The organism is Fibrella aestuarina BUZ 2 (assembly GCF_000331105.1).
In the GTDB taxonomy this organism is placed as follows: Bacteria; Bacteroidota; Bacteroidia; order Cytophagales; family Spirosomataceae; genus Fibrella; species Fibrella aestuarina.
The window spans coordinates 6,649,185-6,661,481 of sequence record NC_020054.1 but is presented as its reverse complement, the minus strand read 5'-3'; the positions used below and the strand labels follow the sequence as shown (position 1 = coordinate 6,661,481).

10 protein-coding genes are annotated in these 12,297 nt (G+C 55.3%); 1 reads left to right on the top strand and 9 read right to left on the bottom strand.

The window, feature by feature from the left end; all coding sequences use genetic code 11:
- Positions 1 to 103: 103 nt before the first annotated feature.
- The 3 genes from mraY to FAES_RS27640 all read right to left on the bottom strand — a co-directional run bounded on the left by mraY (position 104) and on the right by FAES_RS27640 (position 5,117).
- Complete coding sequence (mraY, locus tag FAES_RS27650; protein WP_015334513.1) at positions 104 to 1,315, bottom strand: phospho-N-acetylmuramoyl-pentapeptide-transferase; 1,212 nt, start codon at positions 1,313 to 1,315, stop codon at positions 104 to 106.
- 101 nt (positions 1,316 to 1,416) lie between these two features.
- Complete coding sequence (locus FAES_RS27645) at positions 1,417 to 2,898, bottom strand: UDP-N-acetylmuramoyl-L-alanyl-D-glutamate--2,6-diaminopimelate ligase (protein WP_015334512.1); 1,482 nt, start codon at positions 2,896 to 2,898, stop codon at positions 1,417 to 1,419.
- 164 nt (positions 2,899 to 3,062) lie between these two features.
- Positions 3,063 to 5,117: a M13 family metallopeptidase gene (locus FAES_RS27640; RefSeq protein ID WP_015334511.1), complete on the bottom strand. Its 2,055-nt coding sequence runs from the start codon at positions 5,115 to 5,117 to the stop codon at positions 3,063 to 3,065.
- A gap of 177 nt (positions 5,118 to 5,294) precedes the next feature.
- On the opposite strand from FAES_RS27640, the gene FAES_RS29380 reads away from it, so the two are divergent.
- A complete protein-coding gene (locus tag FAES_RS29380) occupies positions 5,295 to 5,807 on the top strand; it encodes a hypothetical protein (RefSeq protein WP_015334510.1) in 513 nt (170 codons plus the stop codon).
- 76 nt (positions 5,808 to 5,883) lie between these two features.
- On the opposite strand, the gene lon is transcribed toward FAES_RS29380, so the two are convergent.
- The 6 genes from lon to FAES_RS29375 all read right to left on the bottom strand — a co-directional run bounded on the left by lon (position 5,884) and on the right by FAES_RS29375 (position 12,288).
- On the bottom strand, positions 5,884 to 8,370 hold the full coding sequence (lon, locus tag FAES_RS27630) for an endopeptidase La (RefSeq protein WP_015334509.1): 2,487 nt from the start codon (positions 8,368 to 8,370) through the stop codon (positions 5,884 to 5,886).
- Positions 8,371 to 8,542: 172 nt separating this feature from the next.
- Positions 8,543 to 9,136, bottom strand: a complete 594-nt coding sequence (locus FAES_RS27625) for a DUF6702 family protein (protein WP_229364550.1) — start codon at positions 9,134 to 9,136, stop codon at positions 8,543 to 8,545.
- A 2-nt stretch (positions 9,137 to 9,138) separates the two neighbouring features.
- Entirely contained in the window at positions 9,139 to 10,461 is a 1,323-nt protein-coding gene (rseP, locus tag FAES_RS27620) for an RIP metalloprotease RseP (protein ID WP_015334507.1), read from the bottom strand.
- Positions 10,462 to 10,536: 75 nt separating this feature from the next.
- Complete coding sequence (locus tag FAES_RS27615) at positions 10,537 to 11,712, bottom strand: 1-deoxy-D-xylulose-5-phosphate reductoisomerase (RefSeq protein WP_015334506.1); 1,176 nt, start codon at positions 11,710 to 11,712, stop codon at positions 10,537 to 10,539.
- Positions 11,713 to 11,758: 46 nt separating this feature from the next.
- The gene (locus FAES_RS30860) at positions 11,759 to 11,932 is read right to left on the bottom strand and encodes a HEPN domain-containing protein (RefSeq protein ID WP_083891514.1); all 174 of its coding nucleotides are present in this window, start codon (positions 11,930 to 11,932) and stop codon (positions 11,759 to 11,761) included.
- Positions 11,929 to 12,288, bottom strand: coding sequence for a nucleotidyltransferase family protein (locus FAES_RS29375; RefSeq protein ID WP_051054345.1), 360 nt, complete (start codon positions 12,286 to 12,288; stop codon positions 11,929 to 11,931). Before FAES_RS29375 ends, FAES_RS30860 begins: the two co-directional genes overlap by 4 nt.
- Between the last annotated feature and the right edge of the window lie 9 nt (positions 12,289 to 12,297).

The following is a 12,297-nucleotide window of genomic DNA, read 5'->3' as shown; positions in this document are numbered from 1 at the left end:
GTCATGGTTTAGTGATCAGCCTGCCGGCAAACCGCTTTTACAGCAAGCGGCTCACCTGACGTTGGACTTCTTTTCGAATGACTTTCAAGACTACCCGAAGGGCCTATCGCAATTTGAGCGTGGCCAGCGTCATAACGGCCAAGATGATCCCCACAATCCAGAAGCGGGTAACGATCTTGGCTTCATGGTAGCCTTTCTTTTGAAAATGGTGGTGTAACGGCGACATCAACAAGAGCCGTCGGCCTTCCCCAAACTTCTTCTTGGTGTATTTGAAGTAGCTGACCTGAAGCATCACCGACACCAGCTCGGCCAGGAAAATGCCGCACACGATCGGGATCAGCAGTTCTTTGCGCAGACTGAGCGAGATTACCGCAATAACCCCCCCGAGCATCAGGCTGCCCGTGTCGCCCATGAAGACCTGCGCCGGGTAGGAATTATACCAAAGAAAGCCCACACAGGCCCCAATGAAGGCGGCGCAGAAAATTACGATCTCGCCCGAGTTGGGGATGTACATGATGTTGAGGTAATCGGCGAACCGGGCGTTCCCCGACAGGTAAGCCAGCACCGCCAGGGTCAGCGCGATGATCGTCGACGAGCCCGCCGCCAGCCCATCGATGCCGTCGGTGATGTTGGCCCCGTTGGAAACGGCTGTGATAATGAAAATACAAGCCAGCGTGTAGATGATCCAGGTGTAATCGGGTGAGACCAGGCCAAACAGCAGCGAGCTATAATCGAACTCGTTGTTTTTAACGAATGGAATCGTCGAGACGGTAGAGTGAATGTCTTGATAACGAGTCAATTGTCGCGTGATCGAGCCGGCTACCGGGGCGTCGTACACCCGGATTTTGACGTGCTGGTTAAATGATAGCGTGAGCCCCACGATGAGCCCCAGTCCTACCTGACCGACTACTTTGAACTTGCCCTGTAACCCCTCTTTGTTCTTTTTAAAGACCTTGATGTAGTCGTCAAGAAAGCCAATCAGGCCCGTCCAGACGGCCGATACCAGCAGCAGGATGATGTAGACGTTGGACAGTTTGGCAAACAGCAGCACCGGAATCAGCAACGACGACAGAATGATAAAGCCGCCCATCGTGGGGGTGCCGCGCTTCTGCATTTGCCCTTCCAGCCCCAGATCGCGGATCGACTCCCCGATTTGCAGCGACCGCAGCGTGTCGATGATCCGCCGACCAAATACCGCCGCGATGAGCAGTGACGTCACTACCGTGCCGAGTGCCCGAAACGAGATGTATTGAAAAACCCCCGCTCCAGGAAAATCGAAATTCCGGTCGAGATACTGAAAGAGGTAATAGAGCATTGGCTAATGAGTGAAATAGTGAATGAGTGGATATATGGGTTTGACTACGCGACGTATAGAAGGTATTCGCTCAGTCGCTCATTCAGTCATTGGTGTCAAAGTTAGCGGATTTGGTAGGCTTTACGTAGTTCAAGCCGGTCGTCGAAATCGTATTTCACGCCCTGAATATCCTGGTAGGTTTCGTGGCCTTTACCCGCTACCAAGATAATGTCGTGGGGGCGCGCCATGGCTACTGCTGCCTGAATTGCCGCGCGGCGGTCTTCGATTGTGCGCGTCTTTTTGTAATCGATCGCTGGTATGCCCGCCTGCATCTGCTCCAAAATCGCCATAGGGTCTTCAAAGCGCGGGTTGTCGGAGGTCAGAATCACCCGATCGCTGAGCTTGCAGGCAATCTGCGCCATGATGGGCCGTTTGGCTGCATCGCGATTGCCGCCGCAACCCACCACCGTAATCACCTGGGGCAGTACACCCGAGTCGTTGCTTTGCCGAAGGCTGTCGATGGTTTCCAGCACATTTTGCAGGGCGTCGGGCGTGTGGGCGTAATCGACAATCCCGACGATTTTATCCGGCGAAATCACCTGTTCGAACCGGCCAGGCGGGGGCGTCAGGCTCGATAGCTCGGTCAGGATCGCCTCTTCGTCTTCGCCCAGCAACACCGCCGCGCCATACACCGCCAGCAGGTTGTAGGCGTTGAACCGACCGATGAGTTTGAACCAAACCTGTCGCTCATCGACAAGCATTTCCATGCCAAACAGGCCGTCGGCCAGCACCTTGCCTTTGAACGTTCCCAGCGACTGGAGCGAGTAGCTCTCTTTGCGAGCCAGCGTGTTTTGCAACATCACCGCCCCACGTTTGTCGTCGGCGTTGGTCAGGGCAAAGGCCGAGCGCGGCAACTGATCGAAAAAGCCTTTTTTGGCTTTGATGTAGTTATCGAACGTGCCGTGAAAATCGAGGTGGTCGTGGGTGATGTTGGTGAAAATGCCCCCCACGAAATGCAGCCCGGCAATGCGCTCCTGCACCACCGCGTGGGAGCTGACCTCCATGAACACGTGCGTACAACCGTGTTTGATCATGTTCACCAGCAGTTCGTTGGTCGTGATGGCATCGGGCGTGGTGTGCGTGGTCGGAATCACCTCGTCGTCGATTTGATTCTGCACCGTCGAGAGCAGGCCGCAGCGGTAGCCCAGCGCCCGGAACAGCCGGAAGAGCAGGGTAGCCACCGAGGTTTTGCCGTTGGTGCCCGTCACGCCGACCAGCTTGATCTTTTTCGACGGGTGCCCGTAGAAATTGGCTGCCAGGAAGCCCATCGCCCGGGGGGCATTCTCGACCTGCACAAACGTGACCGACTCGGGCAGGGCCTCGGGCCGCTCGGCAGGCAGTTCTTCGCACAGAATGGCGGTCGCCCCCTGTTCAATCGCTTTGGGGATGAAACTGTGGCCATCGGAAACGGTACCCCGCACGGCAATGAACAAGCTCCCCGGCCCAACGCGCCTCGAATCCATCGTCAGGTGGGTTACCTCGGCGCTCATGGGGCCGGCCGTAGCCAGCAGGGAGACTTTATAGACTAGATCGGATAACAGCATACTTACGCAACGGAAACGCGCCCGTTTTCTGGTTGCAAAAAAAGGCCAAACGTCCCGCTTTCGCTAATGATCCTCCGTTTATGGCATAGAGAAGGGGTCTGGGTACGTCCGCTCGGGAACGTACCCAGACCCCTGTGGTCAATCAAACGAGCCAAAGCGACTCATTACCAAACCCGGATCCGGTCGTCGGGTTTCTTGTAGAGTTTATCGCCGGGTTTCACGTTGAAGGCCGTATACCAGGCGTCGATGTTGCTCAATGGTCCGTTGCAGCGGTATTGGCCGGGCGAGTGCGGGTCGGTCAGGATCAGCTGCGCCTGCTGTTCGGGCAGCACATTGATGCGCCACACCTGCGCCCACGACAGGAAGAAGCGCTGATCGGGCGTGAAGCCGTCGATCGCGGTGTTGCCTTTCCCCTGATTTGTTTTCTTGAAGGCATCGTACGCAATGGCCAGGCCGCCCAGGTCCGCCAGGTTTTCGCCCAGCGTCAGCTTGCCGTTTACAGCTAGTGTGTCGAGCACTTTATAGCCAAAAAACTGCGCTTCAACTTTGCCCGCCCGCTCCTTAAACTTGCTGGCGTCTTCGGCCGTCCACCAGTCCCGCAGGGTACCATCGGCATCATACTGTCGGCCCGAGTCGTCGAAGCCGTGCGTCATTTCGTGGCCGATTACGGCACCGATACCGCCGTAGTTGACGGCATCATCGGCGTTGGCGTCGAAGAACGGAAACTGAAGAATGGCCGCCGGAAACGCGATTTCGTTGTTGACGGGGCTGTAGTAGGCATTCACGGTCGGCGGTGTCATGCCCCATTCGGTGCGATCAACGGGTTTGCCGAGGCGGTTGATCATGTAGTTGTAGCTCCACTGACCGGCCGCTTCGACGTTCCCGAAGAAATCGGTACGCTTGACCACGACACCGTCGTAATTCTTCCACTTGTCGGGATAACCGATCTTACGCTTGAACGACACCAGTTTATTGAGTGCTTTCTTTTTGGTATCGGCACTCATCCATTCCAGCCCGTTGATGTGCTCTTTGAACGATGCTTCAAGGTTATCGACCAGCACCATCATCCGCTGCTTGGCTTCGGGCTTGAAATACTGCTGCACGTACAGCTGACCCAGCAGGTCGCCCAGTGTACCGTCGATGAGCCCACTCATCCGCTGCCAACGGGGTGTTTGCTCTTTCTGGCCGGTCAGCACGCGGGTAAAGGCAAAATTTTGCTTCACGAACGGCGAGCTCAGGTAGGGCGCCGCGCCTTTCAGCAGATTCCAGCGCATGTACGTTTTCAGGTCGTTGATCGGCGTGGCGACCAGCAGGCTATCCACCGTTTTGTAGAAACGGAGGTTGGCCACCAGCACGGTATCCTGCCCTTTCACGCCAAACCGGTTCATCTGATCGACCCAGTTGATGTGCGGCGTGATCTTGTCGAAGTCTTTGACGGTCAGTTTATTGTACGTCTTGTACGGGTCGCGCATCTCCACGCGGGCCATCTGCGCCTGGGCCAGCGCCGTTTCGAGTTGCAGCACCTTGTCGGCGTTCTGCGCGGGCTGCGGGTCGCCCACCAGCGTCAGCATCTTAGTGAGGTGGTCGCGGTAAGCGTCGCGGATTTTGGTGCTGCGTGGATCGTTTTTCAGGTAATAGTCGCGGTCGGGCAGGGTCGTGCCGCCCTGACCAAATTGCGGCAGGTATTTGTTGACGTTCTTCCGGTCCTGTCCCACGAAGAAGCTGAACAGCATGCCGTTGCTCTGTTTCCGTTGGTAGGCCAGCTCGTTGAGCACGTCGGTCATATTTTTGAGCTTGTCAACCCGGGCAAAATCGGGCTTGAGTGGGTCCCAGCCCCGCTTTTCAATGGTGAGGCTGTCCATACCGCTGGCGTAGAAATCACCCACCATCTGCTGAAGACGGCTTTTCTTTGGGTTACGGGCGGCTTCTTCCAGCAGGCTGCGCATGGCCTCGACGCTCTTTTCACGCAGCTCGTTGAAGCTACCCCACGACGTTTTCGACGCCGGAATTTTGTTGGTTTTCAACCAGGCCCCGTTGGCATACTGGTAGAAATCATCGCCCGGCCGCACATTGGTGTCCATGTTTTTCGGGTCGATGTACTTCCGTTCGTCGCGGGGGGCACCGGGCTTTTGGGGCGCGGGCTTAACGGGGGGCGACACGGCCATTGCCGGGCTGGTAGCCAGCGCTGTGGCGGCTAACCAGAGAGATAGTTTATTCATGAAGCAGAATAGGGCAGTTTATCGCGCCGAACGTTGGCGACGCTAGACAAAAATACAGAATCTGCCTGTTAAGATGGCTTATTCCCGTGTTTTCGCATGTGACAACTTTGTTAGCTACTGAGTATCTTTCCAGCCTATTTAGTCCACTCGCCAATTCCTTCCAACACCGTTCAGATCATGCGTATTGTCTGCCTTCTTCTCCTTCTTTTGGGTATAGGTATTTCGGGCGTACAGGCCCAGGTTGTTTTTCCGCAAAGCCACTTCGGCGTATGGCAGGGCACGCTCTACGCCAGTACGTCGGGGGCCAAACAGCCTCAGAAAATTCCGATGAAACTGACCATCGATTCGTTGCCGGGCCGGCCCAATCGATATGCGTTTTACATCAAATACGGCGATCAGCCCGCCCGCAATTACGAACTGGTGATCATTGACCCGGTAAAAGGAATTTGCCAGATCGATGAAAAGGACGGCGTTGTGCTGTCGGCCACGCAGATGGGCAATCGGATTGTTTCCCAATTTTCGGTGGGTGAAAGCCTGATCACGACCACGTACACGTTCAACAGCCGGAAAGTCGAGTTCGATCTGGTGTTCACGTCAACCCGCACCACCCGCACGGGCCCGGCCAGTCAGCCGGTGTTGGTACATGCCGCCAGTACCTATCAGCACGCCGACCTGAGCCGGGCCGAATAGGTCCGTTCAGGTACGTTGGTGGTGCACAAAAGCCCGTCTGGACAACCAGGCGGGCTTTTGTGATAACACAGTGTGCTTATGACTGACTCATCGCCGGCTCCGGTTTTTCCTCGGGCAGGATAAACTTCAGCGGTCGGCTCACCTGATTAGGCAACAGCGAAATCGCCAGCACCTGATCGACCGTATCGGCGTAGTGGAACGTCAGGTCTTTCACGTACGCCGGGTTGATCTCCTCGATGTCTTTGCGGTTCTTCGAGCAAAGGATAATCTCACGAACGCCCGCCCGATTGGCCGCCAGAATTTTCTCTTTGATACCACCCACCGGCAGTACTTTGCCGCGCAGGGTTACCTCGCCGGTCATCGCCACAAAGGGACGAACCTTCCGTTGCGTGTAAATCGACGCCATCGACGTGACCATCGTGATCCCCGCCGAGGGGCCATCTTTGGGCACGGCGCCCGCCGGTACGTGTACGTGCAGGTCGTAGTTGTTGAAAATGCGGTAATCGATGCCCAAGTCGTCGGCGTGGGCTTTCAGATAGGAGAGAGCCGTGATCGCCGACTCTTTCATCACGTCGCCCAGTTGCCCTGACAGGGTCAGCACGCCTTTGCCCCGGCTGAGGCTGCTTTCGATGAGCAAAATCTCGCCGCCAACCTGTGTCCAGGCCAGGCCCGTCACGATCCCGGCGATGTCGTCGTCGGAATACAGGTCTTTATCGAAAATTTCGGGGCCGAGCAGCTTGGTCACGTCGGCGGGACGTACCTGATGCTGATAAGGCTCTTCCAGGGCGATCGACTTAGCAATTTTACGGACGAGCGAACCAATTTTCTGTTCGAGGCTCCGCACCCCCGACTCCCTTGTGTAACCTTCGATGATCCGTAGCACTGCCTTATCATCGAACTGCAAATCCTTGGTTTTCAAACCGTGTTCGCGGCGTTGTTTCGGAATCAGGTACTTCTTGGCGATCTGCACTTTCTCTTCCACCGTGTAGCCCGTAATGTCGATGATCTCCATCCGGTCGCGCAGGGCGGGGTGGATGGTGTCGAGCGAGTTGGCCGTGGCGATGAACAGGCATTTCGACAAGTCGAACTCAACGTCGAGGTAGTTGTCGACAAACGTCGAGTTCTGCTCGGGGTCAAGCACCTCCAGCAGTGCCGACGACGGGTCGCCCCGGAAGTCGCTGCTCACTTTGTCGATCTCGTCGAGAATAAAGACCGGGTTCGAGGCCCCGCACTTGCGAATGTTCTGCACGATCTTGCCCGGCATGGCGCCGATGTAGGTCTTGCGGTGACCCCGTATTTCGGCTTCGTCGTGCACCCCGCCGAGGGCCATGCGCGAATATTTGCGGCCCAACGCCTTGGCAACCGACCGGCCCAGCGATGTTTTCCCTACGCCCGGAGGCCCGTAGAGGCACAGGATGGGGGCTTTCATGTCGTTTTTCAGCTTAAGAACGGCCAGGTATTCGATGATCCGCTCCTTCACTTTTTCCAACCCAAAATGGTCGCCGTCGAGGATTTTCTGGGCGCGTTTCAGGTCAAAATTGTCTTTCGTGTATTCACCCCAGGGCAGATCGACCATCAGTTCGATGTAGTTCATCGTGACAGGATACTCGGGGGCCATCGGGTTACTGCGTTGCAGCTTGCTGAGTTCTTTTTCGAAATGCTCGCGCACGGCCTGCGGCCACTTTTTCTGGTTGGCCCGCACCCGAATCTGCTCCAGCTCACGATCGGGGTTGTCCATGCCCAGCTCATCCTGCAGCACTTTCATCTGCTGCCGCAGGTAGTAGTCGCGCTGCTGCTGATCGAGGTCGAGGCTGGCTTTGCTCTGAATCTCGCGTTTCAGTTCCAGCAGTTGCACCTCCTTCAGGTAATATTCGAGCAGCAATTGCGCCTGCTGAACACCTTCCAGTTTTTCCAGTAGCTGCTGCTTATCCGATACTTCGGCGTTGATGTTCGACGACAGGAAATGCAGCAGGAAGATTGGGCTTTCGATGTTGTCGAGCGCGATGCGGGCTTCCTGCGGAATCTCCGGGTTGAGGCGCAGGATCTTGTAGGCCGCTTCTTTCAGCGACTGCAACAGCGCTTTGCCTTCTTTTTTATGGGCGCTCGGGAAGGAGTCTTCGATCTGACGAACCGTTGCCGTCAGGAAGGGGTCTTCCTGCTCGATCCGTTGAATTTCAAACCGCTTTTTACCCTGAATGATAATCGTGATGTTGCCATCGGGCAGGGTGATCATCTTAATGATGTAGGCGACCGTGCCGATGCGGTACAGATCGTCGGGCGTGGGCTCGTCTTTCTGCTGATTATTCTGCGCCACCACCCCGATGATGCGGTTACCCTTATAAGCCTTCTTGACCAGCCGGATTGATTTTTGCCGCCCAACCGTGACAGGCACCACCACTCCGGGAAACAAAACCGTATTTCGAACGGGCAGAATAGGTAAATGTTCGGGCATTTCGTAATCCAGATCGTCGCCGTCGGGCGAACCGAGTGGAATCATTTCCAGACTGTCTAAATCTGTATCTGCCAAAAACAGACCTGAAGCCAAATCACTTGATAATATCATAATGTATCCTGCCAAAAAGGCAGTGAAAAGTGCACGCAGTGGGTTTCTTTATGGTTGAGAAGTGCAGGGGGTATACAGGACAAGCAACATGCCAGAACGCGGATTCGTAACTCTTTTGGCTGGCTAAACGGGCTGTAACAAGGTCACTTAGGGCGAAAACGCCGTGGGCTTGTCAAAGCGATACTGCCTGAACGGGCTGATTGTTTCGGAAGACAATCGTTTTCTTCTGCTGGCTGCTTTGCAGGTTGACCAAATTGACTTGATCATCGAACAAATCCATCAATAGCGTATGCTTTATGACCACGTTTTTCAGCCCGTCGGGTGATTGCCCCGGTAGTTCAAAATAAATCCACTGGGCATCACCTTCCGGCTCATACCCAATGTACGTTAAGACCTTAGGCTTTCGCTGCGCGTCGGCAATAATAAACTGCTTACGAATGTACTTTTCAATTAAACGGTCGTGTTTCTGATCCTGTAAGTGGATCTTATTCCCGTTATTTTCTTTCGTTAGAGCGGTTTCCAAATCGTCGGTAAAAACGCGGAAACTCACCTCAAACGCCTGGTTTTTGGCGTCGTACTGAATCTGGGTGAGGCTGGTATGAAACGGATGCGCGACGAAGGCAACCAGTGAAACGAGCAGAAAACACAGGGCGCCTCCGGCCATGACGCTGGCAAGCCTTGAGCCATGGTCGCCGCTGCCCGCTGCACCAAAGAATAACCCTGACAGATAGGTTTGTCCCTGTCGTTTCTGCTCGTTTCGGCTCACGTTTACTTCAGGAAAATGTCGATAAAGAAGGCGTAGGCCATCAAGCCCAGCAACAACACCATGCCTACCCGCTGCGCACCCTCCACAAACTTGTCGGATGGCTTACGGCCCGAGATCATCTCATAGAGCAGGATGGTCGCATGCCCGCCGTCGAGTGCCGGAATGGGCAGTGCGTTCATGAAGGCCAGCGCCATCGACAGCAGGCCCGCCAGCGACCAGAAGCGCGTCCAGTCCCACACGCCGCCAAACATTTTGGCAATGCCTACGGGGCCGCTGATGGCCTTCGAAGCCGACACTTCGCCCTTGAAGATTTTGCCAAACCCACGGATATTATCGTAGATCACACCGAAGGCCTGCTTGGTGCCTTTACTCAGCGCCTCGCCAAACGTGTAGTCAACATGGGTTTCTTTCAGTTCCGATTTCTGGAAGAAACCGATGGTACCCTCCGGCGAAACCATCGGCCGAATCGTCAGCGACTGATTGCCCCGCTGAATGCCCAGCGTAATCACTTTGCCCTTGTTGGCCCGAATACCCTGCTGCACTTCATGGAAGAAGGCCGTAGGCTGATCGTTGACGCTCGTGATGCGGTCACCGGCTTTCAGGCCTGCCTTGTCGGCGGGGGAGCCGGGCTGTACTTCAGATACCGAGAAAGGGAAAATAGGGGCGATGAACTGACTGGCCGCCTCTTTGCTCGAAAAGCGCTCAGCCATGTTGTTGGGTACGTCGACGCGCACCCGTTCCAACGTACCTGAGGCGTTAGGTCGCTCGACGGTGTAATAGCTGTTGTGGCCGAGCAGCACGTCGGGGCTGGTTACCTCGGCGATGTTGTCGAATGATTTTCCGTTGATTTCGACGATCCGGTCACCGGTTTTTAAGCCGATCTGCTGCCCGTATTCGAGGGCCACAATGCCGTATTTGGCGTCGCGGGTCGAGATGTAGGTGCTGCCGAGGCTGTAAATCAGCGCCACAAAAATGGTGATACCCGTAATGATGTTGACGATGATACCGCCCATCATCACCACCAAACGCTGCCAGGCGGGTTTGGCCCGAAACTCGTAGGGTTTAGGCGGCTGATTCATCTGGTCCGTGTCGAGCGATTCGTCGATCATGCCCGAAATTTTCACGAAGCCACCCAGCGGAATGGCACCGAGGCCATATTCGGTCTCGCCCCGCCGGATGCTGACCACCTTGGGCGGGAACCCGATGAAATACTGTTCAACGCGCATCCCGAACAGACGCGCTGCCAATAAGTGGCCCAACTCATGCAGACCAACCAAAATTGAAAGGGCCAGCAACAGCTGACCAACCATAATTGCTATTTCCATGAAATCCGTTTGACGGTTGACGTCTCCCGTTTGATGCGGCAAACTTGCCAGTTACCAGCTACCAAACGCTATTTTTTAAACAAAACTCCCAAGTTTTTCGGTCGCTAGCCGGCGGGTTTCTTTGTCGGTGGCCACGTAGTCGTCGTACGTGGGGTTAGCCACAAACGAGACCTGCTGCATCGCGGCCTCGATAACATCGGAGATACCCAGAAAGCTAACCCGGTCGTGCAGGAAGGCATCAACCGCCACTTCGTTGGCGGCGTTGATGATGCAGGGCATGTTACCGCCCCGTTCCAGCGCATCAAACGCCAGTTGCAGGTTACGGAACGTACCCAGGTCGGGCTGCTCGAAGGTTAGCGACGAATAATTGGCAAAGTTAAAACGTGGGAAGTCGGATTTTAGCCGATTGGGGTAACCAAGTGCAAATTGAATAGGCAGCTTCATGTCGGGCAGGCCCAGCTGTGCCTTGAGGCTACCGTCTTCAAACTGCACCAGCGAATGAATAATGCTTTGCGGATGCACCACCACCTCGATCTGATCGGGCCGCAGGTTGAACAGCCATTTAGCCTCGATGACCTCCAGCCCCTTGTTCATCAGCGTAGCCGAATCGATGGTGATTTTGGCGCCCATGCTCCAGTTGGGGTGTTTCAGCGCCTGTGCCTTCGTGACAGTTTCCAGGTACGTCCGGTCTTTGCCCCGGAACGGCCCACCCGACGCCGTCAGGATAATCTTCTCAATGGGATTGTGAAACTCACCCACCAGGCACTGAAAAATGGCCGAATGCTCTGAATCGACGGGGTATATATTGACGCCGCGTTGGGCTGCCAGCCGGGTGATGAGTTCGCCCGCTACCACCAACGTTTCTTTGTTGGCCAGCGCAATGGGTTTGCCCGCTTCGATGGCCTTAATAGTGGGCAGCAGACCCGCATAGCCGACCATCGCCGTCAGCACCATATCGACGCTGTCCATCTGCACGACAGAGGCAATGGAGTTGAGGCCGGCGTAGACTTTGATGCCCAGCGGGTCGAGGGCCGAAAAAACGGTGTCGTAGCGGGTTTCGTCGCAGATGACCACCACGTTGGGTTGCACCAGCCGGGCCTGTTCAATCAGGAGGTCGGCGTTGTGGTTGGCCGTCAGGACTTCCACCGAAAACTGATCAGGGTGGGCCTGTACGACCTCGATCGCCTGGGTGCCAATGGAGCCTGTCGAGCCCAGAATGGCCAGTCGGCGTTTAGGAGTTGGATTCGTCATTCAATAAAATACGCAAGTACTGAACAGGGCTGTAGTGGGGTATTACTCAACCAAAATTAGTAAACACGCTCTCAACAAACAGAAGCGTACGGAAAGCGTCGAACATGGCGTAATAGGCCCGGTTGACAGCGCCTGCTATATGAGCTTTATTGAGGAGCAGTTGAGCAGATTCTAAACTATCATCCGCTTTGGCCAGCCATCGGGCTACACGTTCCTTCACAGGTCAATACCGTCTTTGTGAACAAACATGAGCAGGAAGGTTTCTGCTTCGACAAATTGGCTCATCAACGATGGCACAAACGAAACGCGAATGCGGTCTTGCTCAAAGTGCCGGTAAGCTAGCTGGAAGAGGCCTTCCTTTTTGAGGTCCAGTACTGATGTCCCACTCACAACGGGCATAATGTCGAGGTCAGAGTCCTCATGAAAATCACCCCGAGCATACGATCCAAACAGAATAATTCGCTTAAGTTGATCACCGTAAAAGGCTATTAACTCTTGCCGGACCTTCGCGAGTGTATCGCGAATGTGCCCGGGTAAGTGCTCTAGCTGGTCAATAGCGGGTGATGGCGTTTCCATAAACCAAAA

Excerpts from the sequence above, each read along its gene's own strand:
- mraY (WP_015334513.1), bottom strand. The coding sequence starts at position 1,315 with ATGCTCTATTACCTCTTTCAGTATCTCGACCGGAATTTCGATTTTCCT.
- FAES_RS27645 (WP_015334512.1), bottom strand. The coding sequence starts at position 2,898 with ATGCTGTTATCCGATCTAGTCTATAAAGTCTCCCTGCTGGCTACGGCC.
- FAES_RS27640 (WP_015334511.1), bottom strand. The coding sequence starts at position 5,117 with ATGAATAAACTATCTCTCTGGTTAGCCGCCACAGCGCTGGCTACCAGC.
- FAES_RS29380 (WP_015334510.1), top strand. The coding sequence starts at position 5,295 with ATGCGTATTGTCTGCCTTCTTCTCCTTCTTTTGGGTATAGGTATTTCG.
- lon (WP_015334509.1), bottom strand. The coding sequence starts at position 8,370 with ATGATATTATCAAGTGATTTGGCTTCAGGTCTGTTTTTGGCAGATACA.
- rseP (WP_015334507.1), bottom strand. The coding sequence starts at position 10,461 with ATGGAAATAGCAATTATGGTTGGTCAGCTGTTGCTGGCCCTTTCAATT.
- FAES_RS27615 (WP_015334506.1), bottom strand. The coding sequence starts at position 11,712 with ATGACGAATCCAACTCCTAAACGCCGACTGGCCATTCTGGGCTCGACA.
- FAES_RS29375 (WP_051054345.1), bottom strand. The coding sequence starts at position 12,288 with ATGGAAACGCCATCACCCGCTATTGACCAGCTAGAGCACTTACCCGGG.